Origin of the sequence: Aquabacterium parvum, assembly GCF_001447195.1 — a bacterium.
Classification (GTDB): Bacteria; Pseudomonadota; Gammaproteobacteria; order Burkholderiales; family Burkholderiaceae_C; genus Aquabacterium; species Aquabacterium parvum.
The window spans coordinates 1-25,669 of the sequence record NZ_LFRI01000245.1 but is presented as its reverse complement, the minus strand read 5'-3'; the positions used below and the strand labels follow the sequence as shown (position 1 = coordinate 25,669).

The window sequence follows — 25,669 nt, the reverse complement described above, 5'->3', positions numbered from 1 at the left end:
GCGACTACAGTCCGCGCCGGACGCTTTGTTTGAGCCGCCGATCGCGCATCGGGCGGCGCTTCACACCCCTACAGGAGACCCCATGAACAAGATCGCCCTGGCCGCTGCCCTGCTGGCCCTCGCCACCTCCGCCTCTGCCCAACTGGCCAACAAGGCCTACATCGGCGGTGCTTTCGGCATGTCCAACGTCGCTGTCGATTGCGGTGGCGTCGCTTCGTGCGACAACGACGACACCGGCTACAAGTTCTACGCTGGCTACAAGGTGCACCCGCAAATCGCCATCGAAGGCGGCTACATCGACTTCGGCAAGTCCAACATCAACGTGGGCTCGTTCGGCGTGGGCTCCATCGCTGTCGACGGCTTCCTGATCAACGCAGCTGGCCGCCTGCCCTTCACCCGCGAGCTGACCGGTGTCGGCCGCCTGGGCCTGGCCATGGTGGACACCAAGTCCACCGGCTTCCCCTACGGCAACCGCACCGATGGCAGCACCAACGCCTACTTCGGCCTGGGCCTGGAATACAGCTTCAACAAGAACCTGCGCGGCACCGCCGCCGCCGACTTCACCACGGGTGAGATCGCTGGTGAAGAAGGCTCGGTTCGCCTGCTGAGCATCGGTCTGCAGTACGACTTCTGATTCGTCAACGCCTGAAAAGGTGGCCGCCACGCAAACAAGTGTGGTGGCCGATCCTCACCCGTTTGACCGATCGGAGCGCCCCTGCTGTTTCAGACACGTAACGTTGTTAGATTCGCCACCGCGGCGAATGGCGCCGTGTTTTTGATCCAGGGAGTTCCCATGAAAAAGATTGCTGTGGCGGGTCTGCTGACCGCCATGATGGCCGCTGCTTCGGCGCAGGTTTATGTGGGTGGCGTTGTGGGCAAGTCCCACGTCAACCTCAGCTGCGAAGACTACAACCTGGGCTGCGACAAGTCCGACACCGGCACGAAGTTCTACGTTGGCTACAAGCTCAACCCCACCGTGGCGCTGGAAGCTGCTTACGCTGACTTCGGCAAGGGCACACGCGGTTTCACCGACAGCTACTTCGACGGCTTCCTGCTGCGCGATGGCGACGTGACGGAAAGCTTCGAGGCGCGTGGCGTTTTGCTGGCTGCGGCCTTCCGTGTTGACGCCCACCCTCAGCTGGCACTGGTGGGGCGCCTGGGTCTGGCGGCCCTGAAAACCCACTTCACCCAATCGATGCCTGTTGCGGCCTACCGCTATTCGGAGTCCGACGACTCCGTCAAGCCGTACTTCGGTCTGGGCGTCGAGTTCGCGCTGAACAAGAACCTGCGCCTGACCGCTGATGCGGACTTCACCAACGCCGAAGTCAACGGCGACAGTGGCGCGGTCCGCCTGTTGGGCGTCGGCCTGCAATACGCCTTCTGAGCACCGGTTGGCACCTGAGCAGCGAGCCTGCTCAAGCCTTCGAGACGGCCCTCTTCGCAGGGCCGTTTTTCATGGTTTCATCGCTGCGCGAGGGCATCAAAGCCTGGCGGCCAGGCGTGCCGCTTGGTCGATCGCCTTCTTGGCATCGAGCTCACCCGCTTCGAAGGCCCCGCCAATGACGTGCACCGGCTTGCCCAGCGCCACCAACTCATCGGCCAACTCGCGCAACGGCACCTGACCCGCGCACAGCACCACGTTGTCGCAGGCGATCCAGGTTGGGTTCTCGCGTTTCTCTCCGAAGCTGATCAGCAGGCCCTCGCCGCCGATGCGCTCGTAGTTCACGCCGCCGATCATCTCCACGTTCTTCATCTTCAGCGATGCCCGGTGGATCCAGCCCGTGGTCTTGCCCAGGCCGTTGCCCAGCTTGCCCTTCTTGCGCTGAAGCAGCACGACCTCGCGCGCAGCGGGTGTGGGCTTGGGCCCCTCGGGGCGCAGCCCGCCCGGTGCGCTCGACGGGTCGGTCACGCCCCATTCCTGCATCCACGCGACCAGGTCTTGCGAGGGCGACTTGTGTTCGGTGTCGTGCACCAGGTACTCGGCCACGTCGAAGCCAATGCCGCCTGCGCCGATCACGGCCACCTTGCGACCCACCGGTTTTTTGTGGCGCAGCACGTCGATGTAGCTCAGCACCTTGGGGTGGTCCTGGCCGGGGATCTTCGGGTCGCGCGGGGTCACGCCCGTGGCGACGATGACTTCGTCGAAGCCGTTCAGCGCGGCGGCGTCAACGCGCGTGTTGAGCTTGAGCTGCACGCCCGTGACCTCGATGCGCTTGCGAAAGTGCCGCAGCATCTCGTCGAACTCTTCCTTGCCCGGCACCTGGCGCGCCATGTTGAGCTGCCCGCCCACCTCGGCTGAAGCGTCGAAGAGCTCGACGTGGTGGCCGCGCTCGGCCAGGTGCGTGGCCGCGGTGATGCCAGCCGGGCCCGCGCCCACCACGGCGATGCGCTTTTTCTGCACAGTGGGCAGGAAGTTCAGCGTCGTCTCGTGGCAGGCGCGCGGGTTGACCAGGCAGCTCGAGAGCTGGTTCTTGAAGACGTGGTCAAGGCAGGCCTGGTTGCAGGCGATGCAGGTGTTGATCTCGTCGGCGCGGTTGGCCGCCGCCTTGGCCACGAAGTGCGAGTCGGCCAGCAGGGGCCGGGCCATGGACACCATGTCGGCGTAGCCACCGGCCAGCACCATCTCGGCCGTGGCCGGTGTGTTGATGCGGTTGGACGTCACCAGCGGGATGTCGATGCCCGCGTCGGCGAAGTCCTGCTTGAGCTTGGCCGTGACCCAGGCAAAAGCCGCGCGCGGCACGCTGGTGGCGATCGTCGGCACGCGGGCCTCGTGCCAGCCGATGCCGGTGTTGATGATCGTGGCGCCCGCTTGGGCAATGGCCTTGCCGAGTTGCCGAACCTCGTCCCACGTGCTGCCTTCGGGCACCAGGTCGATCATCGACAGGCGGTAGATGAGGATGAAGTCGGGGCCCACGGCCTCGCGCGTGCGCCGCACGATCTCGATGGGCAGGCGCATGCGCTGGCTGTAGTCGCCGCCCCAAGCATCCTTGCGCTGGTTGGTGTGCTGGGCCAGGAACTCGTTGATGAAGTAGCCCTCCGAGCCCATGATCTCGACGCCGTCGTAGCCGGCCTCGCGAGCCCGCACGGCGCTGTCGACGAAGGCCTGGATCTGGCGCTCGACGCCCGCGGCCGACAGCTCGAATGGCGTGAACGGCGAGATGGGCGACTTGATGCGCGAAGGCGCCACGGCAAACGGGTGGTAGGCGTAGCGGCCCGCGTGCAGGATCTGCATGGCGATCTTGCCGCCGGCCTCGTGCACGGCGCGCGTGACCACTTGGTGGCGCTTGGCCGACGAGGCGCTGCTCATGCGCCCGGCCAGCGGCTTGACCCAACCCGCGATGTTGGGCGAAAAGCCCCCGGTGACGATCAGGCCCACGCCGCCTTCGGCCCGTTCGCGGAAGTAGGCGGCGAGCTTGCTCAGGTCACGGCCGTCTTCGAGACCCGTGTGCATCGAGCCCATCAGCACGCGGTTCTTCAGCGTGGTGAAGCCGAGGTCGAGGGGGGCGAGGAGGTGGGGGTAGGGCGCAGGCGTGCTCATGCTCACCAGTGTCGCATCACGCCCAGGCCCCAGGTGGTGACGGGGCGGGTGCGTTCCCGGTGTTGTTGCTGAATCTGACCGTTCAGGCTCCAGTCTGCATGCGGGTGCACGCGCGTCTGCAGTGACCAGCCCCATTCCTTGGGCAGGTCGCCGAGGTAGGCGCGGCCGTGTCCTTCCAGTTGCACACCGAGGTGCGGCGTGACCTGCCACAGCAGCCCAGCGGCCAGGCCCGAGCCCAGCGCCCAGGGCTGGTCGGCGCGGCGGCGGTCCCATTGCAGGTGGTTGTCGAGGAAGGCGTAGGGCATCAGGTCGCCGATGCCATCGCCGCCCAACTGCCATGCCCAGCCCGGGCCACCGCGCACTTCGGCGCCCATGCGGCGGCGCTCATCGGCCTGGCCGAACGGGTCGCGCCGCAGGTGCATGCCCACGCGCCACGAACGGGCGCGCAGCAGCGGTTCGTGCGGGCTCAGCGAGCTGATGTCCACCGGGGTGAAGCGCTCAAGCTGCACATGGCCATGCGCGGATCGACTCAGCACGGTCTGGAAGAACTGGATGGCGGCGCCCCTCTGGTAGCCGGCGGGTGGGTCGAGCAGGTCGTGGTACGCGGGGCGCGCGGTGAGGGTGTAGAAGTCGCTGCCGGCGCGGCGCCCGGCCATCACGTCGATGCGGGCGGTGGCGTGGCCGGTGGTCGGGTCGTCTTTCGGGGTGGGCACCGTCACGGCTTCGCCAGCGGGCAAGGCGGCGCGGGCGCGCAGCAGGGGCATGCGGCGGGCCTGGGCTTGCGGCTCGCTCCAGCCTTCGCGCACGGCGTCGTAGGCCACCAGGCGCTCGGCGGTTTCCAGCGCCAGGGCTTGCTGCGCAGGCGTGAGGTTCGCGGCCTGCACGGCTTCGATGGGTTGAGTGCCATCGGCGATGTCGCGCGCCAGGCGGGCGTTCTCGGGGCCCAGTCGGTTCGCGCGCTCGCGCAGCTCGGTGCTGTTGGCGGGTCGGTAGCGCACGGCCTTGAGCATGCCCGGTGTGCGCATCACCGCGCGGATGGTGTCCACCGGGATGGCCCACCAGGTGAAGTCATCGACCAGGTTCCAGCCGGGCCGGGCGGCGTCGAGCAGCGCCAGCAGGTGGTAGGAGCAGTTTTCGTCGAAGAAGTAGTAGTCAAAGCGAGTGGGGCCCAGCTCCCAGGTGTGGGCCAGCAGCCGCTCGATCTCGTCCGAAGTCAGGTTGAGCTCGTACTCCCAGATGTCGCGGTTTTCGAGGTCGTTGTATTCGCGGATGCGCAGGTAGTAAGGCGCGTTGGTGAACGCCCCGGGGTACAGGCCCACCAGGCCTTTGAACGCGAAGGCCAGGCCTTCGTTCTGGTCACCGTTGGCCGCGTAGTTGATGGCGTAGGACAGCATGGGCGAGCCGGCGCCATCGCCCTGGGGCCCATCGAGCCGCAAGAAGGTGTGGCCATACATCGAGGCCGGGCTGTTGAGGTAGGCCGACGGGAAGATCATGCTCACGCGGTCGGCACGCAGGCCGGCGCGCCATTGCGCGAAGCGTTCGCACTGGGCCTGGGGCCAGAGGCCGGGTGCGGCGCCCAGCTCCTGACGCAACCAGCGTTCGCGGGCGATGAAGCGGCACGCGGCTGCCTGGTCGAGCGCGTGGCGGGGCGCGGGGTCGAAGAAGGCGGCGATGGTCGCGTCCAGCTCGGCTTGCGGGTCGGTTCGGCCTTGCGGAGCAAGGAAGAAGCCGGGGTCGTCGGCCAGGCTGCGCAACTGGCGCGTCAGTGGATGGCGGCGGTAGTGCAGCAGCGCGTGCCACATGGGCGTGGTGGCGAGCTGGCGCTCGCGTGCGAGGCGTTGCAGCTGACCGATGGTGTGGGCCGATGGCACGACCACGCGATCGCCAGCCGGGTTCGGGCTCAGCGGCGGATCCAAATCCAGGGAATGGGTCAGCGGCGAATGACAAACCAGCGCAGCGGCCAGCATCAGCCTGGCCATGCGCGGGAGCAGGGCTTGCAGCACGGAAAGGGTGCTCCTGAAAAAGACACACCCTGCTCCGGCTGGAGTCAGGGTGTGGGTCGGATCGGATGGGTCAACCGGCCCAGGCAAGGGGCCGGGCCTTCATCAGATGACGGCGGCGTAGGCGCTCAGCTCGGGCGAAGCGGCCAGCACCGACTTCAGGTTGGCGGCGATCTGCTGGTCGTTGGCGAACACGGTGGCGAAGTTGGCCTTGATGGTGGCGGCGAACAGGGCGCGGTCGGCGTCCTTGACGCCCATCACGGCGGCCAGGGTGTCGAGGCTTTCGCCTTGGCCAGCGGCGGCGTCACGGGCCAGGGCCACGCGGTTGCCGTCGATGTACATGGCGGTCTTCCAGGAGGACGACACGACGCCGTCCTGCGTGCAACCCGAGGTGCCGAAGGTGATGCCGAAGGTCTGGTTGCCCGAGGTGCCGTTGGTGGTGGCGGCCAGCACTTGCGGGAAGATGCCGCGTTGGCCTTCGAACACCTTGGAACCCCAGCCGCAAGAGCCGACGTTGTTTTGGGCCATGGCGGAAGCAGCAGCGAGGGTGGCGAGGGCTGCGATGACGATCTTCTTCATGAAAGGAACTCCTGGTCTGTGTTGATGATGGGATGGACGGGCCGCCGTGGGTGGTGACCGTCTTGGACCATTCTAGGGGTGGCAGACTCGGTTTTCGATTGAGGTGTGTTCGGATGAAAACACGCCGCTGGGCCTCTCCCCTTTCAGGGTGATGCGGGCGTGTGTTACCTCTTGTTCACAGGGCACAAAAAAAGCGCCCAGGGCGGGCGCTTCATGCATGCCCGACGGGCGTGCTCAGTTTGTGTTGTCCTTGCCGTAGAGGGGTGAGCGGGGGCCGTACAGGAGGCCATTGGGCGTGCCGGAAGACAGAAGTCGTGCGCTGGTGACACCCGCAACGGGGTGCGACGCATCGGTCACGTTGTTCATGATCTGCTTGACGATGGCCGCAACCAGCAAGCCGGCCAAGCCGCCTCCGCTGTTGTTGTTGTTTTCGTCGCTGGACGCGCTGGCTCGTCCGCTCCACAACAGCGTGCCGGTGGACAGATCGACCAGCCGTGCCTCGGCGCTCACGACTGCCGCGCTGCTCAGAATGGTGTACGTGCTGCCGTACCTTGTGATCTTCATGTACAGCGCGGCGTCGGCACCGAAAATCTCCTTGAGCTTGGTGACGGGCACTTCATGCATGTCCGTGGCAACCGTCAGTCCGTTCTGATGGAAGGTCTCGTTGACCAGCGTCACCGGCATGACGTAGTAGCCACCCTCAGCCAGCGGGTAGGTGGCCTGTGCCAGCATGCTGAACGTGGCGTTGACCTCCGTGCTCTCGTTGACGGGGGGCAATACCAGGATGGACGCTGGCTTGGCCGCACGGAAGGCGGTGTAGTCGGTTTTGACCGGCGCAGCGCAACCTGCGAGGAGCGCTGCGGTGGCAAGCAAGGTGCATAAAGACGTGCGTTGGATGGCGTGCGTGCGCATGGTCAGCTCCGGTTCTTTTTCATGTTGCCGATCAGGAAGTCGATGTATTTCGTCGACTCAGGAAACAAGGCCTTTTCCTGGTTCCACGCCGCGAGGGCTTGATCGGTGCGGCCGGTGTTCAAGTACAACAGTCCGAGGTGCGCGTGATAGCCCGGGGGGACTTGTGCGCCCTTGGCTGCGGCTTGCTGGATGCCTTTTTCCAGCTCGATGATCTGCTCTTCGGCCGACGACTTGCCGTCGTTCTTGAGGTGGGCATAGACCTGTGGCTGGTAGCTGTTCCAGCTGTAGATCTGCTTGGGGCCGGCGCAACCGGCCAGGGTGGTCAGCAGGCAAAGCGCTGCCAGCCCCCGGGTGATGGGGCGATGCATCATGGTTTGATTTCTCCCTGAGGCTTAACGCGAAACAGGTTTGAACGCGCCTGCGTCAATGCCTTCGCCAAGGCGATCGACGGCCTCGCGAATGGCCAGGTCCAGAACCTTGCCGTTGAGCGTCGAGTCGTAGCTGGCTGTGCCGCCAAAGCCGATGATTTCGCGGTTTGACAGCTGGTATTCACCGGCGCCCTGGACCGAATACACCACCTCGGAGGTGCGGATGTTGACCACATTGAGGGTGACCTTCGCGTAGGCCACCTGGGTCTTGCCTTTGCCCAGGATGCCGAACAACTGGTGGTCACCCACTTCCTTGCGACCGAACTCCGTCACATCGCCGGTGACGACGAAGTCGGCGCCCTTGAGTTGCTGGGCGGCGCCCTGGATGCTGGCTTCTTGCTTGATCTCGGCCATGTTGTCGCGGTCGAGCACGTTGAATCGGTTGGTCTGCTGCAGGTGGCCGATCAGGATGGTCTTGGCCTGGCTGCCGAGGCGGTCGACGCCATCGGAGAACACGCCACGCAGGTAGCTCGAGCGGTTGTCGAACTTGCCGACGGCGATGGGCGCACGGGCGCCCACGTAGGCGCGCGTGGCGGCCTGGGTTTTCTGCACGGCCAGCGCTTGTGAGGATTCGGTGGCGCAGCCCGTGATGAACATGGGGGCGGCGATGGCAACGCTGAGCGCAGCCAAACGGAACGAGGACTTCATGGTTGTCTCCCTGGGTTGAACAGCCCCTGTCTGAGAAGGGGAATGCGTCAATGACTGTAACTGAACGTTGGAGCCATGGCGGTGGGGCGGTCGTGTTGTGCTCCATGAAAAACGGCGCCCCGCAGGGCGCCGTTCTCATCGAGCATCAGCCGTTCGGCTGAGCTTGATCAGGCCTGAGCCTTCTTCTTCAAACGCCAGGCGTGCAGCAGCGGCTCGGTGTAGCCACTCGGCTGTTCCTTGCCCTTGAAGACCAGGTCCAGCGCGGCCTGGAACGCAGCGCCTTGCGGGTTGCCCACCAGGCTCTCGTAGGCGGCATCACCAGCGTTCTGGCCGTCCACCACGGCGGCCATGCGCTTGAGGCTGTCACGCACCTGCGCTTCGGTGATCACGCCATGGTGCAGCCAGTTGGCCACGTGCTGGCTGGAGATGCGCAGCGTGGCGCGGTCTTCCATCAGGCCGACGTTGTGGATGTCGGGCACCTTGGAGCAGCCGACGCCCTGGTCGATCCAGCGCACCACGTAACCCAGGATGCCCTGGATGTTGTTGTCCAGCTCTTGCTGCCTCTCGGCGTCAGACCAGTTGGCCTGTGCCACCACGGGGATGGTCAGCAGCTTGTCGAGCAGCGATTGCGGGTCTTCGCCGGTCTTCTCGATGTCTTGCTGGATGGCGGCGACGCTCACTTGGTGATAGTGGGTGGCGTGCAGCGTGGCGGCGGTGGGCGAAGGCGTCCAGGCGGTGTTGGCACCGGCCTTGGGGTGGGCGATCTTCTGCTCGAGCATGCCGGCCATCAGGTCGGGCATGGCCCACATGCCCTTGCCGATCTGGGCGCGGCCGCGCAGGCCCATCTGCAGGCCGATCAGCACGTTGCGACGCTCGTAGGCGGCGATCCAGGCGCTGTTCTTGATGTCGCCCTTGCGCATCATCGGGCCGGCCAGCATGGCGGTGTGCATCTCGTCGCCGGTGCGGTCCAGGAAGCCGGTGTTGATGAAGGCCACGCGGCTGGATGCCGCAGCGATACAGGCCTTGAGGTTCACCGAGGTGCGGCGCTCTTCGTCCATGATGCCCAGCTTGACGGTGCTGTCGGCCAGGCCCAGCAGCTTCTCGACGCGAGAGAACAGCTCGGCGGCAAACGCCACTTCAGCGGGGCCGTGCATCTTGGGCTTGACGATGTAGACCGAGCCGGTGCGCGAGTTGCGGATGGCCTGGCCGTTGATCTGACCGTGGCCTTGCAGGTCGTGCAGGGCGATGGTCGTGGTGATCACGGCGTCCATGATGCCTTCGGGGATCTCTTTGCCTTCAGCGCCCCACAGGATGGCGGGGTTGGTCATCAGGTGACCCACGTTGCGCACGAACATGAGCGAGCGGCCGTGCAGCTTGACTTCGCCGCCGTTGGGGGCGGTGTACACGCGGTCGCCATTGAGCTTGCGGGTGAAGGTCTTGCCGCCCTTGGCCACTTCTTCGGTCAGCGTGCCCAGCTGGATGCCCAGCCAGTTGCTGTAGCCCAGCACCTTGTCTTCGGCGTCCACGGCGGCGACCGAGTCTTCCAGGTCCAGGATGGTCGACACGGCCGATTCCAGCACCAGGTCCGACACGCCAGCCGGGTCGGTCTGGCCGATCGGGGTGCTGCGGTTGATCTGGATGTCGACGTGCATGCCGTTGTTGACCAGCAGCACGCTCGAAGGCGAGGCGGCATCACCCTGGAAGCCGACCAGTTGCTCGGGGTTCTGCAGGCCGGTGGACTTGCCGCCGTTGAGGGCGACGACCAGCTTGCCGCCGGCGATGCTGTAGCCGGTGGCTTCCTTGTGCGAAGCGCCTTCCAGCGGGGCGGCCTTGTCCAGGAAGTTGCGGGCCCAGGCGATCACCTTGGCGCCGCGCACCGGGTTGTAGCCCTTGCCCTTGTCGGCGCCGCCTTCTTCGGAGATGGCGTCGGTGCCGTACAGGGCGTCGTACAGGCTGCCCCAGCGGGCGTTGGCGGCGTTGAGCGCGTAACGGGCGTTCAGGATGGGCACCACCAGCTGCGGGCCGGCTTGCAGGGCCAGCTCGGCGTCCACGTTGGCGGTGGTGGCCTTGACGTCACCGGGCACGGGCACCAGGTAGCCGATCTTTTCCAGGTGGGCCTTGTAGGCGGCCATGGCGGCCCCTTCAGTGATGGGGCCGGGGTTGGCGGTGTGCCAGGCGTCCATCTCGGTCTGGATGCGGTCGCGCTCGGCCAGCAGGGCGGCGTTCTTGGGGGCCAGCTCGTTGACGATGGCGTCAAAGCCAGCCCAGAACTTGGCGCTGTCGATGCCGGTGCCTGGCAGGACCTTGTCTTCGACGAAGCGGAAGAGCTCGGTGGCCACTTGCAGGCCGTGAACTTGGGTGCGTGCGGTCATGGAGAACCTCTTGAAGAGAGTCAGTGGAATCTGGTGGAGGCGGGGGCGGGCCATCGGGCGGCTGTCGCGGGGGTGATGCAACAGGCGGACCACGCCTCTTTTGGAACTCGTCAGTTTATTCCATACCTATCTGATCATTACCAACTCAAAAATCCATTGATTCATGACTTTTTGGTAAAAATCGAACCCGCCCCCTCGGATCTTCCCGGGCGGCGCCCCCATTGTGTTTTGACGTGTCCCTGATCAACATGGCTCATCGAACGGCCGTGAACCGGTGGCACTCAGGGGCTGTTTCGGGGGTGCAGGACATCAAACCAGCGCCTACACAGGACAACAGGGCAGGAGCATGGACCGACTCAAGCAGCTGGAATCCTTCGTCGCCGTCGCCACCAAGGGCAGCCTCACCGCGGCGGCCGGGGCCGAGGGCGTGGCGCCCGCTGTCATCGGCCGGCGCATCGATGCGCTGGAAGAGCGCCTGGGCGTCAAGCTGCTGCTGCGCACCACGCGCCGCATCAGCCTGACGCACGAGGGTGCCGCCTTCCTGGAAGACGCGCAGCGCATCCTGGCCGACCTGGCCAACGCCGAGTCCGAGGTCAGCGCCGGGGGGCTGCAGGCCCGTGGTCACCTTCGAATCACCGCGCCGGCGGGTTTCGGGCGGCGTCACGTGGCGCCCCTGGTGCCGCGCTTCGTGACCGACCACCCCGGCCTGACCGTCTCGCTCGATCTGTCCGACCGCCTGGTCGACCTGGTGCACGAGGGCTTCGATTGCGCCGTGCGCGTGGGCGAGATGCCCGACTCCAGCCTGGTCAGCGTGCGCCTGGCCGACAACCGCCGCCTGTGCGTGGCCAGCCCGGCCTACCTGGCCGCGCGCGGCCGCCCTCAGCGCCCCGCAGACATCGCCCGCCACGAGTGCCTGACCTTGAGCTCCGAGGCCAGCCAGACACGTGGCTGGGCCTTCACCGTCGAAGGTCAGCTCACCCATGTGCGGCCCACCTCGCGCTTCGATTGTTCCGACGGCCAGGTGCTGCACGCCTGGTGCCTGGCGGGCCTGGGCCTGGCCTGGCGCTCGTGGTGGGAGGTCGAGGCCGATGTGCGCACCGGCCAGCTCGTGACCGTGCTCGACGAGTTCGCCGCGCCGCCCACCGGCATCTACGCGGTCTTCGCGCAGCGCAAGCACCGGCCGCTGCGGCTGAGCCTGTGGGTCGATTTCCTGCAGGCCACGTACCGCGAGCCCGGCTACTGGAAGCAGGCCGTCGCGCTGGCCGCGTGATCAGGCATGATCGCGCCATGACCGAAGCCCTGCTCGCCTACGCCCACTTCGTTGCCATCCTCAGCGTGGTGGTCTTCATCACCAGCGAGGCCGCGCTGTGCCGTCCCGAATGGATGAACGCCGCCGTCGTGCGCCGCCTGGCCCGGGTGGACCTCATCTACCTGGTGGCCGCCATCGCCGTGCTGGCCACGGGCCTGGCGCGCACCTACTGGGGCGTCAAGGGCATGGGCTGGTACTGGGGCCAGCCTTTGTTGCATGCCAAGGTGACGCTGTTCGCGCTCATCGGGCTGATGTCGCTCAAGCCAACGTTTGCGTTCATCCGCTGGAAGCGCCAGCTCAACGCGACCGGCGCTTTGCCGGATGAAGCCGAGGTGCGCGGCATCCGCCGCTGGATCATGGCCCAGGCCCACCTGCTGCTGGTGCTGCCGTTGCTGGGGGCGTTTTTGGCGCGGGGCATCTGGGTGCGCTGAGGGGTGCACTGAGGGGTGCACTGAGCGCGCGCTGCATCCAGCCTCATCGCCCACAAAAAACCCGGCTCAGGGCCGGGCTTCGGGTGGGCGGGAGCGAGTGCGATGTCAGCCCGCCACCGCTTCCTTCTCGCACTTTTTCATGAAGCTGTTCTTGGCGGCACCGGCCAGCGGCTTGCCGTTCTTGTCCAGCGCCTTGGCCGAGCAGGCCGCGCCGGTCGTTTCCTTGACGCACTTCTTGACGAAGCTGCTTTTGGCGGCGCCGGCCAGGGCCTTGCCGTTCTTGTCGACGGCCTTGGCCTCGCACTCGGGGTTGGCGTGGGCCAGGCCGGCCATCAAGGCCAGGGAGAGGGTGGCGATCAGTGCACGCATGTCTTCACTCCATCGAAAGGTGTCTGTTGTGGGTGGATCAGGTGTCTTGGGGCACCTGACCCATTGTGAACGCCCCACCCACCGCTGTCGATGACACACCGCAACGCATGCCGCCAAGGCGGCTTGGCGGGCGACCGACCCCGCGCTCACGATCATAGGGATAGGAGTTGGGGCGGCGCGCCTCTTAAGCTGCGCAACCGATTCACCAACGCAGAGGAGCCGCCGTCATGTCCATGCCTGTCTGTCCTGCATTGGTTCGTCGTCCCGCCTTTGATCCCAAGCGCCTGCCAGGCGCAACGGTGCTGGCGGCATGCCTGGCCCTGGCCCTGCCGATGGCCGCCCAGGCCGCGCCCGTCCAATGGGCCACTGGGCAGGTCCTCATCGACTTCGACCCCGACACCTTTGTCTTCCAGAGCGACACCACCTACAACGGCCTGATGGACATCTCGCCCGATGCGATGGGCTACGCTCAGTCGGGGCAGGGCGTTGTCATCAACCTGGGCGGCCTCGTTGCGGCCTACGCCAGCAGCTACCCCTATTTCAGTGAGGATTCACGCTCGGCGTCCTTCAGTGCCTTGTTCAATTTCACGGCCGAAGCGGGCTACGTGATCAACGGCTACACGATCAAGTACACCGGGGGTTATTTCACCGAGTCACCTGGCAACGTGGGCCTGAACGCACAGTCTGGCGCCATCACAACCGGCGGCAACTTCGGTGGCGACAGCTTTTCGATCGAGACCTACCAGGCCGGGGCCGCCGCGCCTCAGCTTTCGGGCAACCTGAGCGCCTGGGGCGGGGTCGATTACATCGAGGTCCTCGATCGCTACGAGCAGGTCTACTCGCACGACGAGCAGGTGCTCGACTACTGCGAAACCGAAGAGCCTTTCACTTGTTACTACACCTATGTGCCGGTCTACATCGAGCAACCGGTCTACCGGTACGAGACCGACCTGGGTGAGGCTCAGATCTTCCTGAGCAGCATCGAGATCCACCCCACGGTCGTGGCCGTGCCCGAGCCGGGCACCACCGCGATGACGCTGGCCGGTCTGATGGGATTGGGTTGGTGGGCTGCGCGCCGTCGCCGGACAGCCTGAGCCCGATCGGTCACAGCGAGGTCACATGATCCGCCGTGGGTGCGCCAGCGCCTCGTGCGCCGCATGCAGCCGCCGCACCAGCACCCGGATGAACGACTCATCGAAGAGGTGCCGGCTGGCCGGGCTCAGCGACTGCATGGCCTCCGGCGTGAACGAGATCGTGGTGGCCGGCTCGGTCACCACCACGTCGGTGCTGTGCTTGCGCAACTCGGGGCTGGGCGCCAGGTAGGCCATCTCGCCCACCGAGGTGCCCGCGCCCAGCAGCGCCACGCGCTTGTTGTTGCGATACACCTCCACGCTGCCTTGCGCAATGATGTGAAAGGTCTTGCCCTCTTCGCCGCGTCGGTACAGCGCATGGCCGAACGGGAAGCGCTGCCACCGCGCGCGGTGCACCACCTCCCACAACTCCACGTCGCCAAAGTTCGAGAAGAAGTCGAGCGTGCGCAGCAGGTTGAAGCGCTCCGAGTCCAGCACGCCCTGCACATGGCCGCGTGGCACCTGGTGCTCCGACACCAGGCTCGAGAGCGCCTGCGCGAACTCGTCCCAGTTGGCATAGCGGTCGTTGGGTGACTTGGCCAGCGCGCGCAGCACCACCTGATCGACCGCCGGGTGCACGCCCGAGCGCAGCGTCGACAGCGGCGTCGGCTCCTGGTTGTAGATCAGGTTCATCAGCGCGGGTTGCGAGGGGGCGTCGAATGGCGGGCGTCCCGCGATGAGGTGGTACAGCACCGCCCCCAGCGCGTACATGTCGGCGCGCGCGTCGAGCGTGTGGCCATCGAGCTGCTCGGGCGCCATGTAGGCCAGCGAGCCCACCTGGTGCACCTGGGTCGAGTCGGCCGTCATGTTGAGCACGCTGCCGAAGTCGGTGATCTTGACGTCGGTGACCAGCCCCTGCGCATTGGTCAGCGCCAGGATGTTGGCCGGCTTGACGTCGCGGTGGATCAGGCCCTGTCGGTACACATAGCCCAGCGCCATCGCGCACTTGAAGCCGATTTCCACGATCAGCTCCAGCGGCAGCAGGCTGTCGGGGCGGCAGAAGCTGCGCAGCGTCGTGCCCGGCACGTACTCCATCACCACGTAGGGCGAGGTCGGGTCGGCCACGGCGTCGTAGATCTGCACGACATTGGGGTGCTGCAAGCGCCCGACCAGGGCAGCTTCGGCGGCGAAAAAGCGCGCGTAGACCGGCCCGTCGACCGCGTCGCCCAGCACCGACGACCGAACGCGCTTGATGGCGACATCGCGGTCGTGGAAGTCGTCCCGGCACAGGAAGACTTCGCTGGTGGCGCCTTCGCCCAGCCGTTTGATCACCCGGTACTTGCCGACGGTGCCGGCAGCCAGGTCGATGTCGATGCCTGTCATGGTCTTTTGCTCATCCTGTGGGGCATCTTGTCACGTTCGACCCTGCTTGCGTCAGCCAAAAAGCCTGCTGCCAACTGTGCATTTCTTCTCGCTTGACCCGGGTCAGCCCCGCGCGACGCGGGTTCTGGCGCCGCCTCGTAGAATCCCGCCCATGATCCAAGCCAAGCGTGACCTCCTTTCGGCCCTGGGCCAGGCCCTGTCGCAAGTCCTTTCGCAGGTGGCCCCAGACGCCGCCACCCCGCCGGCGCCCGTTTTCGAGGCGCCCAAGCAGGCCGCCCATGGCGACCTCGCCGTCACGGCCGCCATGCAGCTGGCCAAGCCCCTCAAAAAGAACCCCCGCGAGCTGGCCGCAGCCCTGGTCGCCGCGCTCGAAGCCCAGCCGGCTGTGCAGCGATGGGTGCAGTTGCCCATCGAAATCGCCGGCCCCGGCTTCATCAACCTGCGCCTCAAGCCCGAAGCCAAGCAAAGCACCATCACCGACGTGCTGACCGCTGGCGACCAGTTTGGCTGGCAGCCCGCCACCGGCAAGAAGGTGCTCGTCGAGTTCGTCTCGGCCAACCCCACCGGCCCGTTGCACGTCGGCCACGGCCGTCAGGGCGCCCTGGGCGACGCGCTGTGCAACCTGTTCGAGACGCAAGGCCAGCAGGTCACGCGCGAGTTCTATTACAACGACGCTGGCGTGCAGATCGACACGCTCACCCACAGCACGCACCTGCGCATCCAGGGCTTCAAGCCGGGCGACGACTGCTGGCCGACAGATCCGGAGAACCCGGAGAGCAAGAAGTTCTACAACGGCGACTACATCGCCGACATCGCCGCCGACTTCCTGGCCAAGAAGACGGTCAAGGCCGACGACCGCGAGTTCACCGCCTCGGGGGACGTGAACGACCTCGACGGCATCCGCCAGTTCGCTGTGGCCTACCTGCGCCACGAGCAGGACCTGGACCTCAAGGCCTTCGGCGTCCGCTTCGACAACTACTACCTCGAGTCCAGCCTCTACACCTCGGGCCGGGTCGAGGCAGCGGTGCAAAAGCTCAAAGACGCCGGCAAGACCTTCGAAGAAGGCGGCGCCCTGTGGTTGCGCAGCACCGACTACGGCGACGACAAGGACCGCGTCATGCGCAAGTCCGATGGCGGCTACACCTACTTCGTGCCCGACGTGGCCTATCACATCGCCAAGTGGGAGCGCGGCTTCGAGCAGGTCGTCAACATCCAGGGCTCCGACCACCACGGCACCATCGCCCGCGTGCGCGCCGGCCTGCAGGCCGCGGGTGTAGGCATCCCCCAGGGCTGGCCAGACTACGTCCTGCACAAGATGGTCACCGTGATGCGCAACGGCGAGGAGGTCAAGATCTCCAAGCGTGCCGGCAGCTACGTCACCCTGCGCGACTTGATCGAGTGGACCAGCAAGGACGCTGTCCGCTTCTTCCTGATCAGCCGCAAGGCCGACACCGAGTTCGTTTTCGACGTCGACCTCGCCCTCAAGACCAACGACGAGAACCCGGTGTTCTACGTGCAGTACGCCCACGCCCGCATGAGCAAGGTGATGCGCGACTGGGCCGCCGAGCGCGGGGGTGACCTGGCCGGCCTGCCCCAGGCCCAGCTGACCCTGCTGACCGCCCCCAGCGAACTCACCCTGATGAGCAAGCTGGCTGAGTACCCCGACATGCTCACTCAGGCTGCAGCTGGCCTGGCCCCGCACGACGTGGCTTTCTACCTGCGCGACCTGGCCGGTGCCTTCCACAGCTACTACGCTGCGGAACGATTCCTGGTGGATGATGTCGAACTGACCCGCGCCCGTGTTGCGCTGCTGGCAGCCACCGCCCAGGTGCTGCGCAGTGGCCTGGCCCTTCTGGGCGTGAGCGCGCCAGACAAGATGTGAAAAACACCAAGGACTTGACCTGATGAAATCCCAACGCGGCGGCTTTTTCCTGGGCGTCATCGTCGGCATGCTGATCGGGCTGGCCATCGCCCTGGGCGTGGCGCTCTACATCACCAAGGTGCCCCTGCCCTTCATCGACAAGGTGCCCCAGCGCACGGCCGAGCAGGACGCAGCCGAGGCCGAGAAGAACAAGAACTGGGACCCCAACAGCCCGCTCTACGGCAAGAACCCCGCCAAGCCCAAGCCCGTGCAGGTGGAGCCAACGGCTTCCGCAGCCTCCGCTGGTGGCGAGGCCCCGGTGGTCGAGGTGCCTGTCGTGGCACCCCCTGCCACGGCCCCTGCTGCGTCGACGGCGCCTGCCGCTTCGGCCGCCGCACCGTCTGCCAAGGCATCCGCCAGTGCGCCCGCTCGCAACCCGGCTGCCATCCTCTCGGGCGAGCCCGTGTCCACCGGCGCCACGTCCGACGCGTTGAGCTACCAGGTGCAGGCCGGTGCCTACGCCAGCCAGGCCGAGGCCGAGCAGCAAAAAGCCAAGCTGGCCATGATGGGGCTGGAAGCCCGCGTCGCCGAGCGCGAGGTCAACGGCCGCACCATGTACCGCGTGCGCCTGGGGCCTTACTCGGCCAAGGAGCAGGCCGACGAGGTCCGCGTCAAGCTGCAAGGCGCTGGCATCGACTCCGCCCTGGTGCGCATCCAGAAGTGACCGCGAATTGACCGATTACCCGAAAGGACTGTCCTGATGAACCGCCGCGAATTCTCGATGCAAGCCGCCTCGGCCCTGGGCCTGGGCCTGGCTGGCGCTCCGCTCATGGCTTCGGCCCAGGGTGGCCCGGTCGAGGGGCAGAACTACACGCGCCTGGCCCAGGCCGCGCCCGTGTCGGCCCCGGCGGGCAAGGTCGAAGTCGTCGAATTCTTCTGGTACGGCTGCCCTCATTGCTACCACTTCGAGCCCTCGCTGGCCGCGTGGGTTGCGCGACTGCCATCTCACGTGGCCTTCCGCCGCGTGCCCTGGGCCTACCGCGAGAACCCCTTCGGTGTGCACCAGCGCTTGTTCTATGCCCTCGAGGCCATGGGCCTGGTGGGCTCGCTGCATGAAAAGGTGTTCAACGCCATGCACCAGCCAGGTGGGGCATTGCAGGGCGCCACGGCCAACCTGGACCAGATCGGTGCCTTCCTGGCCACGCAAGGGGTCGACAAGGACAAGTTTCGCTCGGTCTACGAATCGTTCGCGGTGCAGACCAAGGTCCGCCAGGCCCGCTCGCTGGCCGAGGCTTACCGCATCGACGGCGTGCCCACCGTGGGCATTGGCGGCCAATTCACCACCTCGGTGTCCCTCAACGGCAACGCCTCGCGCACCCTGGCCACGGTCGACTTCCTGATCGATCGCCTGCGCAAGGGCTGATCCTCGCGCCCGGTGCGCCGCCATGGCGCATCAACTGTGACCAAATGCCCCGCCGCCGCACTGTGTGTTGTGTGAAACAGGGGCGTGGGCACGACGCCATGGGCTAGAATCAAGCAAAATTCATGCCGAAGGCGTCACACATGCTCACATCCGCTTCCGTCACCGCGCTCGCGCGCCCGCTTGCTCGCGCCCTGGCTGCGTCGCTGGTGGTCGCTGGCGTGGTCTCGGCGCCGGTGGCCCAGGCTGAGAAGGCCGACCGCACCCAGCCGCTGCATTTTGCGGCAGACAGTGCCCGCGTCGAAGAAGGGCAGCGCTTGAACGTGCTCACCGGCAACGTCGACATCACCAAGGGCACCATGGCCATTCGCGCTGACCGGGTCGAAATCCGGCAGACCCCGGATGGCGCGCAGACCGCCACCGCCACGGGCGGGCAGGGCGGGCGCAGCTACTTCAAACAAAAGCGCGACGGCGTCGAAGAACTGATCGAGGGCGAGGCGGAGAAGATCTTCTACGACGGCCGCGACGACACGGTTCATTTCACCGGGCGTGCGGTCATGCGCCGCATCGTGGCGGGCGTGGCCTCCGATGAGGTCAATGGGCAGGCGATTCGCTACGACAACAAGACTGGCGTCTACCAGGTGATGGGTGGTGGCCCCTTGGGCGGCGCCTCCACCGGGCGGGTGCGTGGGGTGATTTCTCCGCGTGGTGGCGCCAATGGGGCTGCCGCGCCGTCGCCCACCCCGGCCAGCTCCGCTGTGCCCACGGCCACGGCCCCGGCCGCACCAGCAGGTGCCCGCTGACATGACGTCCACACCCGCTGTCGCCAGCGCGGCAACCTCGGTCAGCCGCCTGCAGGCCCAGAGCCTGAAAAAGCGCTATGGCGCTCGCACCGTCGTGCAGGACGTGCACGTGGCCGTCTCGGCCGGCGAGGTGGTCGGCCTGCTCGGCCCCAACGGCGCCGGCAAGACCACCAGCTTCTACATGATCGTGGGCCTGGTGCGTGCCGACGCCGGTGCCATCGAGATCGATGGTCAGCGCATCGAAAGCCTGCCCATGCACGAGCGCTCGCGCATGGGCCTGAGCTACCTGCCGCAAGAAGCCTCTATCTTTCGCCAGCTCAACGTCGAGGACAACATCCGCGCCGTGCTGGAGTTGCAGCTCGATGAGCAAGGCAAGCGCCTCAAGCCCGCCGTCATTGAACAACGCCTGACCGCGCTGCTCAAAGACCTCAGCATCGAGAAGCTGCGCACCAGCCCGTCGATGGCGCTCTCCGGTGGCGAACGCCGCCGCGTCGAGATCGCCCGCGCACTGGCCACGCAGCCGCGTTTCATCCTGCTCGACGAGCCCTTCGCCGGGGTCGACCCCATCGCCGTCATCGAGATCCAGCGCATCATCAGCTTCCTCAAGGCGCGTGGCATCGGTGTGCTCATCACCGACCACAACGTGCGTGAAACCCTGGGCATCTGCGACCGCGCCTACATCATCAGCGAGGGCCGGGTGCTGGCCGAAGGCCGCCCTGCCGACATCATCGAAAACGCCGACGTCCGCAAGGTCTACCTCGGCGAGCACTTCCGCATGTGAGGCGCCGGAGCAGTCCATGAAGCCCTCCTTGCAGTTCCGACTCTCGCAGCACATGGCGCTCACGCCACAGCTGCAGCAGTCCATCCGATTGCTGCAGCTGTCGACGCTCGAGCTCAACCAGGAAATCGAGCAAATGCTCGAGCAGAACCCCTTCCTGGAGCCCGAAGACGACCTGCCCGCGCTCGACCTGGCTGCCGCTGCTGAATACGAGCGTCAGCGCAACGACCGCAACAACACCGAAGAGACCGCCTCCACCGCGGCCGAGTCCGACGCCAGCTCGTCCGATGACGGTGGCGGCATCGACACCGCCGACCTCGGCACCACCGAGCGCGACGACTGGGAGAACGGCACGGAGCGCGACGACTTCGACGGCATCAGCGAAGCGCCTTCGCGCAACAACGACACCGACGACGACTTCGACCCGATGTCGCGCAACACTGCCGGCATCAGCCTGCAGGACCACCTCAAGCAACAACTGCTGGGCATGCGCCTGGGCGCCGAAGACATGGCTGCCGTCGAGGTGCTGATCGAGTCGCTCAATGAAGACGGCTACCTGGCCGACTCGCTCGAAGAAATCGCCGACAGCCTGTTACCTGAAGAAGCCGACGAAGACACCCGCGACGAGGTCCTCTCGCGCCTGAAATGTGCCCTGGGCTGGCTGCAGCACATGGAGCCCGTCGGTGTCGGTGCGGCCAACCTGAACGACTGCCTGGTGCTGCAGCTGCGCACGCAGTCGCCCGGCCGCATCCGTGACGTCGCCATCGACATCTGTCAGCACCACCTCGAGCTGCTCGCCCGCCGCGACACCAAGAAGCTCATGGTCGCCACCGGCGCCAGCGAAGGCGAGGTCAAGCAGGCGCAAGGCCTCATCGTCCAGCTCGAACCCAAACCGGGCCGTGCCTTCACGCGCGCCGAGGCCAACATCATCATCCCCGACGTCATCATCCAGAAGTCGGGCCGGGGCTGGAAGGTCGTGCTCAACCCCGACGTGATGCCCAAGTTGCGCATCAACGACCTGTACGCGCAAGCCCTGCGTGCCTCGCGCTCACCACGCGGCACGGCGGCCAGCGAAAGCCACACGGCGCTGAGCTCGCGCCTGCAGGAGGCCCGCTGGTTCGTCAAGAACATCCAGCAGCGCTTTGACACCATCCTGCGCGTCTCCCAAGCCATCGTCGACCGCCAGAAGAACTTCTTCACCCACGGCGAGATCGCCATGAAGCCCCTGGTGCTGCGCGAGATCGCCGACGAGCTGGGCCTGCACGAGTCCACCATTTCGCGCGTGACCACGGCCAAGTACATGAACACGCCGTTTGGCACCTTTGAGCTGAAGTACTTCTTCGGCTCGTCGCTCAACACCGAGGCCGGCGGCAACGCATCGAGCACCGCCGTGCGCGCGCTCATCAAGCAGCTGGTCACCGCCGAAGACGCCAAGAAGCCGCTGTCCGACAGCCAGCTCGCCAGCATGCTCGAAGAGCAGGGCATCCAGGTCGCGCGCCGCACCGTGGCCAAGTACCGCGAAGCCCTCAAGATCGCGCCAGCCAACCTGCGCAAGGCGCTCTGAGCGTCCCACCGATGGCGCCTGCATCGGCAGCTGTCGACCCGCCGAGCGCTCCCCGCCTGCCACAGCCCGCCCGTTGACCGAGTCAGACCATGGCCCTCATCAACCCCTCTGTCACCGTCACCCAGATCCTCGCCGTCCTGCCCTGGCAAGACTGGGCCGCGCTGGCGCTGTTCTTTTTCGGTTGGGTCGGCTACGCCCAGTTCGCCAGCTGGCGGGCCAAGCGCGAGCGCACGCTGCTGGCCAGCACCAACCACTTTCGCAAGGTCTGGATGATGCAGGTCACCTACCGCGACCAGCGCATCGTCGATGCTGCCGTCACGCAGAACCTCGCCAGCAGCCCCAGCTTCTGGGCTTCGACCACCATCCTGGTGCTCGGCGGTCTGCTCGCTGTGCTGGGCACCTCCGAGAAGGCCACCGAGCTGGTCAAGGACCTGCCTTTCGCTGCCACCACATCGATGCTGGTCTTCGACATCAAGATCGTGGTGATGCTGTGCGTCTTCGTCTACGCCTTCTTCCGCTTCACCTGGTCGATGCGGGTGTACTCGTTCGGCGCCATCCTCGTGGGCGCTGCACCCAACGTCGAAGTCTTCGACTCGGGTGAAGCCGACCGCGAAGCCTTCGCCGAGCGCGCCGGCAAGCTCATGGGCATGGCCGCCGAGAGCTTCGCCGATGGCCTGCGTGCCTATTACATGTCCTTTGCCGTGATCGGCTGGTTCATTTCCCCGACCTCGTTCGCCGTTGCCACCCTTGCCGTGCTGTGGGTGCTGTATCGTCGCGAATTCCGATCCGACGTGCTGGCCGTCCTGCGCGCCTGACCCTTCCGTCACCCGCTTCGCTGCCTCCGTCCACCCGCCCCATGCCGATCAAACCGATCCGTCGCCCCCGTGTTTCCGCCGCCACCGGCCGGCCTTCTGATGAAGCCGGTGCGCCTGCGCGCGGCGAGCATGGCGAGCGGCGGGATGCGCATTCGCAGCGTCCCTCAGGCCCTGGCCGATCGCCGACGCAGCAGCGCCCGCAGTCGCCCCATGCCGGGCGCGGTGAGCCGCCTTATCGCGCAGGGCCTGCCGACCGTTCTCGCGCACCGACTCGCTCGCCAGCTTCGAGCGGCCCGCGCCCGCAACCCGCCGGCCCCGTGCTCGCGTCCGATCGCCCCATCGCTCTCTACCTGAGCTGCCCCGCCGGCGTCGAAGAGCTGCTGCTCGAAGAAGCCCGCCGCATCCTCGGCCCCGCGCCTTTCATCCAGGCCTCGCGCGGTGGCATCGAGGTGCAGCCAGCGCCCTCCTTGCGCACGACCGCAGAGCGCCAGGCCGCCCTCATCGACAGCGCCATGCGCCTGAACCTGGAGAGCCGCCTGGCCCAGCGCGTGCTCTGGCGCGTCGCCACCCGCGTCTACCGCCACGAAGACGACATCTACGCCTTGGGCCGCACCGTCAACTGGTCGGACTGGATCACCCCCGAGCAGACCCTGCGCGTTGACGTCACCTCGCGCCGCAGCCACCTGCGCAGCCTCAACTTCGCCGGCCTGCGCACCAAAGACGCCGTCTGCGACGACCTGCGCGAGCGCACCGGCGAGCGCCCCAGCGTCGACACCCGCCACCCCGACCTGGGCCTCGTGCTCTACCTCGACGACATGGACGCCATCCTCTATGTCGACACCTCCGGCGAGGCCCTCTTCAAGCGTGGCTGGCGCGAAGACACCGGCGAAGCCCCGCTGAAAGAAACCCTGGCCGCCGCCATGCTGGCTGCCGCCGGCTGGCAAGGTCGCCCCGAAGACGGCGCCCTGCTCGACCCCTGCTGCGGCGCCGGCACCATCCCCATCGAAGCGGCTCAGATCACCTGCGACATCGCCCCGGGTCTGCAACGCCGCTTCGCCTTCGAGCGACTGCTGCCCTTTCGCCCCCACCAGGGCGCCTGGCAACAGCTCAAGCAAGCAGCCCGCACCCGCCAGCGCGCACCGCAAGTGGCCATCTACGCTGGCGATGTCGCCTTCCGCATGACCGACTTCGCCACCCGCAACGCCGAGCGCGCGGGCGTGAGCCACGCCATCGAGTTCAAGACGGCTGACGCCCTGCAGCGCCCCGTGCCCTGTGAAAAAGGCGTGCTGATGTTCAACCCGCCCTATGGCGAGCGCATCGACACCAAGGGCTCGGTCCGCGACGCCTACGGCCAGCGCGCCGCCCAGCATGGCGACCGCTACGCCATCGATTCCGACGAGCCCGACGACCGGGCCCGCCCAGGCGTGCGCGTTGCCCGCGAGAACTTCCAGGAAGACGAAGCCGCCGCCACCTTCTTCCAGCGCCTGTCCTCGCACTGGAAGAAGAACTACACCGGCTGGACCGCCTGGATCCTCAGCCCCGACATGAAGCTGCCCGGCGCCATGCGCCTGAAAGAAAGCCGCCGCGTCGTCATGTTCAACGGCCCCATCGAGTGCCGCCTGTTCCGGTTCGACCTGGTGGCCGGCAGCAACAAGCCTCGCTCGACGTCCTCCGATCGCCCGGCAGACCCAACGGCCTCAGACCAAGGCTGAGCGGCTCGCCCGCACCAAGTGCCGCTTCGGTCGCCCAAGGCGGGCCGCAAGCCTGAAGCGCCATCCATCGATGGCGAAGATGGTGGCCGCTCAGGCCTCCAGCGCTGCAGCGATCACACTCAGCACCGCCAGCGGCGCGGTGTCCGCGCGCAGCACGCGTCGTCCCAGGCTCACCGCCTGCCATCCGCACGACAAGGCCAAGTCCTCCTCCTCGGGCGTCAGCCCGCCTTCCGGCCCACTGAAGAAGCACCAGTTCTCGGCCTCTCGCGCTGATGCCTGCGCATCGACCAGGTCCGGCCGCATTCCCCTCCCGCCCAACAGCCCTTCCAGCCAGCGCCCCACAGGCGCCGCATCGCGCAGGCTCAGCACCCCGCGCGCATGCCAGCTTCCATCCAGCGTGTTCGCCTGAGCCGCTTGTTGCAACCAGGCCAGCGAAGGCGCCACGGGCAGCAACCGGGGCACCACCGCCCGCCCGCATTGCTCGCTCGCCGCCACCGCCACCGATTGCCAATGCGCCACCTTCTTGGCCGCACGCTCCCCATCCAGGCGCAAAACCGAGCGCGTGCACAAGAGAGGCTGGATCGCGTGCACCCCGAGCTCGGTCGCTTTCTCCACCAGCGTGTCCATCCGGTCGTTGGCGGTCATCCCGACGGCCAGTGTCACCCGCACAGGCAGCTCGCGGTCGTGTTGGATGCGGTGCAGCACCCGCACCTGCACGACCTTTCGCCCCATCTCTGTGACTTCGGCCTGCCACTCCGCCCCCTGTCCGTCGAACACCCTCAGGCCCTCTCCAGGCTGCATGCGCAACACCTGCACATGCCGAGATGGCCCTTCGTCCAGCGCGAACACCGCCCCGCTGACATCCAGCTTCCCTTCTTCCACATGCAAGCGAGGACCCATCGACACGTTCTGCTTCTCCTGCGCCACTGGCGCGTTACTGATATGGACATGATTGAGCCGCCTGAGCAAAAAGCATGGGGCGGCTGGCTTGGGCGATGTCGCAAGCCGGCCCAGCTCCCGACGCCACCCTGCTGACACCACCAGCCATCCTGCCCGCCTGCGCCCTTTGGCTCGCTCCCTGTGAGTCAAGGGCCCAGCAGAAGGTTGCCGCCTTGATAGATAGAGACAAGCAAGGGAGCCTGGCGCGGCCGTACTCCAGCGCTCCGGCAGTTCCTTCATGGCGACGCATCCGCCCGACACAACTTCTTTGTGGCAGCTTTGTCGCATTGTCCGCCACGTGGTGCATCCACCACGCAACAGTCGCTGTATGATCTCGCGCCTTGGCGCGTTCTCTCCGAGTGACGCCGTGACACACCCCTTTGCGAGCGTTTGCGGCCCTTCCAAAGGCCCCTGAATGCAGAAAGTTGAAGATTTTTCGCCGAGGGGCTTGCAAAGGGTGTCAAAAGGGTGCCATAATTGCATTCTTCGCTGATGACGCAGACAAAACAACGCAGCAAACAGCTGCAGCGGTTAAGTCAACCAAGTCAAGCGATCGTTCTTTAAAAATCAACAGCCGATAAGCGTGGGTGTTTGGTTCGTGAGAGGTGCGCTGGCGTCGCAAGACGCCAGGTCCTTGGACCAAACGCTCATGGAAATAGAAGTGTTAACACTTATGTGTCACTTCAATTCCTGAGTGAGTTTACAGAGATTGAACTGAAGAGTTTGATCCTGGCTCAG

General features: G+C 66.3%; 23 protein-coding genes. 13 read left to right on the top strand and 10 right to left on the bottom strand.

All coding sequences use genetic code 11. The annotated features are described in order from the left end of the window. Positions 1–82: 82 nt before the first annotated feature. Positions 83–634 carry an outer membrane beta-barrel protein gene (locus ABG80_RS09010; RefSeq protein WP_058087385.1) on the top strand — a complete coding sequence of 184 codons (552 nt, stop codon included), beginning with the start codon at positions 83–85 and terminating at the stop codon, positions 632–634. A 159-nt stretch (positions 635–793) separates the two neighbouring features. Beyond that, on the top strand, positions 794–1,384 hold the full coding sequence (locus ABG80_RS09005) for an outer membrane beta-barrel protein (protein ID WP_058087384.1): 591 nt from the start codon (positions 794–796) through the stop codon (positions 1,382–1,384). Positions 1,385–1,480: 96 nt separating this feature from the next. Here ABG80_RS09005 and ABG80_RS09000 read toward each other — a convergent pair whose 3' ends face one another. The 7 genes from ABG80_RS09000 to ABG80_RS08970 form a co-directional block, all read right to left on the bottom strand. Continuing rightward, the gene (locus ABG80_RS09000) at positions 1,481–3,538 is read right to left on the bottom strand and encodes an NADPH-dependent 2,4-dienoyl-CoA reductase (protein WP_058087383.1); all 2,058 of its coding nucleotides are present in this window, start codon (positions 3,536–3,538) and stop codon (positions 1,481–1,483) included. A 2-nt stretch (positions 3,539–3,540) separates the two neighbouring features. Then, positions 3,541–5,541, bottom strand: coding sequence for an Lnb N-terminal periplasmic domain-containing protein (locus ABG80_RS08995; protein ID WP_058087382.1), 2,001 nt, complete (start codon positions 5,539–5,541; stop codon positions 3,541–3,543). Positions 5,542–5,643: 102 nt separating this feature from the next. After that, on the bottom strand, positions 5,644–6,117 hold the full coding sequence (locus ABG80_RS08990; RefSeq protein ID WP_058087381.1) for a DUF3015 family protein: 474 nt from the start codon (positions 6,115–6,117) through the stop codon (positions 5,644–5,646). A 234-nt stretch (positions 6,118–6,351) separates the two neighbouring features. Next, positions 6,352–7,029: a DUF799 domain-containing protein gene (locus ABG80_RS08985; protein ID WP_058087380.1), complete on the bottom strand. Its 678-nt coding sequence runs from the start codon at positions 7,027–7,029 to the stop codon at positions 6,352–6,354. Between the two features lie 2 nt (positions 7,030–7,031). Next, complete coding sequence (locus ABG80_RS08980) at positions 7,032–7,400, bottom strand: DUF4810 domain-containing protein (protein WP_235513798.1); 369 nt, start codon at positions 7,398–7,400, stop codon at positions 7,032–7,034. Between the two features lie 21 nt (positions 7,401–7,421). Beyond that, positions 7,422–8,105 (bottom strand): CsgG/HfaB family protein, encoded by a 684-nt coding sequence (locus ABG80_RS08975; RefSeq protein WP_058087379.1) that lies wholly within the window; start codon positions 8,103–8,105, stop codon positions 7,422–7,424. Between the two features lie 167 nt (positions 8,106–8,272). After that, a complete protein-coding gene (locus ABG80_RS08970) occupies positions 8,273–10,477 on the bottom strand; it encodes a malate synthase G (RefSeq protein ID WP_058087378.1) in 2,205 nt (734 codons plus the stop codon). Positions 10,478–10,823: 346 nt separating this feature from the next. Between ABG80_RS08970 and ABG80_RS08965 the strand changes: the two genes are divergently transcribed. Both ABG80_RS08965 and ABG80_RS08960 read left to right on the top strand, forming a co-directional pair. Next, positions 10,824–11,747, top strand: coding sequence for a LysR family transcriptional regulator (locus ABG80_RS08965; protein ID WP_058087377.1), 924 nt, complete (start codon positions 10,824–10,826; stop codon positions 11,745–11,747). A 17-nt stretch (positions 11,748–11,764) separates the two neighbouring features. Continuing rightward, the gene (locus tag ABG80_RS08960; RefSeq protein ID WP_058087376.1) at positions 11,765–12,217 is read left to right on the top strand and encodes a DUF2214 family protein; all 453 of its coding nucleotides are present in this window, start codon (positions 11,765–11,767) and stop codon (positions 12,215–12,217) included. Positions 12,218–12,322: 105 nt separating this feature from the next. Here ABG80_RS08960 and ABG80_RS08955 read toward each other — a convergent pair whose 3' ends face one another. Further along, positions 12,323–12,586, bottom strand: coding sequence for a hypothetical protein (locus ABG80_RS08955; protein ID WP_058087375.1), 264 nt, complete (start codon positions 12,584–12,586; stop codon positions 12,323–12,325). A 227-nt stretch (positions 12,587–12,813) separates the two neighbouring features. Between ABG80_RS08955 and ABG80_RS08950 the strand changes: the two genes are divergently transcribed. Beyond that, the gene (locus ABG80_RS08950) at positions 12,814–13,680 is read left to right on the top strand and encodes a PEP-CTERM sorting domain-containing protein (RefSeq protein WP_083505952.1); all 867 of its coding nucleotides are present in this window, start codon (positions 12,814–12,816) and stop codon (positions 13,678–13,680) included. Between the two features lie 21 nt (positions 13,681–13,701). Here ABG80_RS08950 and ABG80_RS08945 read toward each other — a convergent pair whose 3' ends face one another. Beyond that, positions 13,702–15,039, bottom strand: coding sequence for a protein kinase domain-containing protein (locus ABG80_RS08945; RefSeq protein WP_058087373.1), 1,338 nt, complete (start codon positions 15,037–15,039; stop codon positions 13,702–13,704). A 151-nt stretch (positions 15,040–15,190) separates the two neighbouring features. Between ABG80_RS08945 and argS the strand changes: the two genes are divergently transcribed. From argS to ABG80_RS08905, 8 genes are all read left to right on the top strand, one after another. After that, positions 15,191–16,921: an arginine--tRNA ligase gene (gene argS / locus ABG80_RS08940; RefSeq protein WP_058087372.1), complete on the top strand. Its 1,731-nt coding sequence runs from the start codon at positions 15,191–15,193 to the stop codon at positions 16,919–16,921. A gap of 22 nt (positions 16,922–16,943) precedes the next feature. Further along, positions 16,944–17,624 carry an SPOR domain-containing protein gene (locus tag ABG80_RS08935; RefSeq protein ID WP_058087371.1) on the top strand — a complete coding sequence of 227 codons (681 nt, stop codon included), beginning with the start codon at positions 16,944–16,946 and terminating at the stop codon, positions 17,622–17,624. Positions 17,625–17,660: 36 nt separating this feature from the next. Next, complete coding sequence (locus ABG80_RS08930; protein ID WP_058087370.1) at positions 17,661–18,323, top strand: thiol:disulfide interchange protein DsbA/DsbL; 663 nt, start codon at positions 17,661–17,663, stop codon at positions 18,321–18,323. A gap of 140 nt (positions 18,324–18,463) precedes the next feature. After that, the gene (lptA, locus tag ABG80_RS08925; protein WP_235513797.1) at positions 18,464–19,123 is read left to right on the top strand and encodes a lipopolysaccharide transport periplasmic protein LptA; all 660 of its coding nucleotides are present in this window, start codon (positions 18,464–18,466) and stop codon (positions 19,121–19,123) included. A 1-nt stretch (position 19,124) separates the two neighbouring features. Continuing rightward, the gene (lptB, locus tag ABG80_RS08920; RefSeq protein WP_058087369.1) at positions 19,125–19,904 is read left to right on the top strand and encodes an LPS export ABC transporter ATP-binding protein; all 780 of its coding nucleotides are present in this window, start codon (positions 19,125–19,127) and stop codon (positions 19,902–19,904) included. Positions 19,905–19,920: 16 nt separating this feature from the next. Continuing rightward, positions 19,921–21,465, top strand: coding sequence for an RNA polymerase factor sigma-54 (locus ABG80_RS08915; RefSeq protein ID WP_058087368.1), 1,545 nt, complete (start codon positions 19,921–19,923; stop codon positions 21,463–21,465). 89 nt (positions 21,466–21,554) lie between these two features. Then, positions 21,555–22,280, top strand: a complete 726-nt coding sequence (locus tag ABG80_RS08910; protein WP_058087367.1) for a DUF599 domain-containing protein — start codon at positions 21,555–21,557, stop codon at positions 22,278–22,280. 41 nt (positions 22,281–22,321) lie between these two features. Further along, positions 22,322–23,992: a THUMP domain-containing class I SAM-dependent RNA methyltransferase gene (locus ABG80_RS08905; protein ID WP_083505950.1), complete on the top strand. Its 1,671-nt coding sequence runs from the start codon at positions 22,322–22,324 to the stop codon at positions 23,990–23,992. A 90-nt stretch (positions 23,993–24,082) separates the two neighbouring features. Here ABG80_RS08905 and ABG80_RS08900 read toward each other — a convergent pair whose 3' ends face one another. After that, a complete protein-coding gene (locus ABG80_RS08900; protein WP_058087442.1) occupies positions 24,083–24,892 on the bottom strand; it encodes a 16S rRNA (uracil(1498)-N(3))-methyltransferase in 810 nt (269 codons plus the stop codon). Positions 24,893–25,669 lie beyond the last annotated feature (777 nt).

Bases quoted from the DNA above. Each gene is read 5' to 3' on its own strand.
- ABG80_RS08965 (WP_058087377.1), top strand. From the start codon at position 10,824: ATGGACCGACTCAAGCAGCTGGAATCCTTCGTCGCCGTCGCCACCAAG.
- ABG80_RS08960 (WP_058087376.1), top strand. From the start codon at position 11,765: ATGACCGAAGCCCTGCTCGCCTACGCCCACTTCGTTGCCATCCTCAGC.
- ABG80_RS08950 (WP_083505952.1), top strand. From the start codon at position 12,814: ATGTCCATGCCTGTCTGTCCTGCATTGGTTCGTCGTCCCGCCTTTGAT.
- ABG80_RS08915 (WP_058087368.1), top strand. From the start codon at position 19,921: ATGAAGCCCTCCTTGCAGTTCCGACTCTCGCAGCACATGGCGCTCACG.
- ABG80_RS08955 (WP_058087375.1), bottom strand. From the start codon at position 12,586: ATGCGTGCACTGATCGCCACCCTCTCCCTGGCCTTGATGGCCGGCCTG.
- ABG80_RS08970 (WP_058087378.1), bottom strand. From the start codon at position 10,477: ATGACCGCACGCACCCAAGTTCACGGCCTGCAAGTGGCCACCGAGCTC.
- ABG80_RS08985 (WP_058087380.1), bottom strand. From the start codon at position 7,029: ATGCGCACGCACGCCATCCAACGCACGTCTTTATGCACCTTGCTTGCC.
- ABG80_RS08990 (WP_058087381.1), bottom strand. From the start codon at position 6,117: ATGAAGAAGATCGTCATCGCAGCCCTCGCCACCCTCGCTGCTGCTTCC.
- ABG80_RS08900 (WP_058087442.1), bottom strand. From the start codon at position 24,892: ATGGGTCCTCGCTTGCATGTGGAAGAAGGGAAGCTGGATGTCAGCGGG.
- ABG80_RS08980 (WP_235513798.1), bottom strand. From the start codon at position 7,400: ATGATGCATCGCCCCATCACCCGGGGGCTGGCAGCGCTTTGCCTGCTG.
- argS (WP_058087372.1), top strand. From the start codon at position 15,191: ATGATCCAAGCCAAGCGTGACCTCCTTTCGGCCCTGGGCCAGGCCCTG.
- ABG80_RS09000 (WP_058087383.1), bottom strand. From the start codon at position 3,538: ATGAGCACGCCTGCGCCCTACCCCCACCTCCTCGCCCCCCTCGACCTC.
- ABG80_RS09010 (WP_058087385.1), top strand. From the start codon at position 83: ATGAACAAGATCGCCCTGGCCGCTGCCCTGCTGGCCCTCGCCACCTCC.
- ABG80_RS08935 (WP_058087371.1), top strand. From the start codon at position 16,944: ATGAAATCCCAACGCGGCGGCTTTTTCCTGGGCGTCATCGTCGGCATG.
- ABG80_RS08905 (WP_083505950.1), top strand. From the start codon at position 22,322: ATGCCGATCAAACCGATCCGTCGCCCCCGTGTTTCCGCCGCCACCGGC.
- ABG80_RS08910 (WP_058087367.1), top strand. From the start codon at position 21,555: ATGGCCCTCATCAACCCCTCTGTCACCGTCACCCAGATCCTCGCCGTC.
- ABG80_RS08945 (WP_058087373.1), bottom strand. From the start codon at position 15,039: ATGACAGGCATCGACATCGACCTGGCTGCCGGCACCGTCGGCAAGTAC.
- lptB (WP_058087369.1), top strand. From the start codon at position 19,125: ATGACGTCCACACCCGCTGTCGCCAGCGCGGCAACCTCGGTCAGCCGC.
- ABG80_RS08975 (WP_058087379.1), bottom strand. From the start codon at position 8,105: ATGAAGTCCTCGTTCCGTTTGGCTGCGCTCAGCGTTGCCATCGCCGCC.
- ABG80_RS08930 (WP_058087370.1), top strand. From the start codon at position 17,661: ATGAACCGCCGCGAATTCTCGATGCAAGCCGCCTCGGCCCTGGGCCTG.
- ABG80_RS09005 (WP_058087384.1), top strand. From the start codon at position 794: ATGAAAAAGATTGCTGTGGCGGGTCTGCTGACCGCCATGATGGCCGCT.
- lptA (WP_235513797.1), top strand. From the start codon at position 18,464: ATGCTCACATCCGCTTCCGTCACCGCGCTCGCGCGCCCGCTTGCTCGC.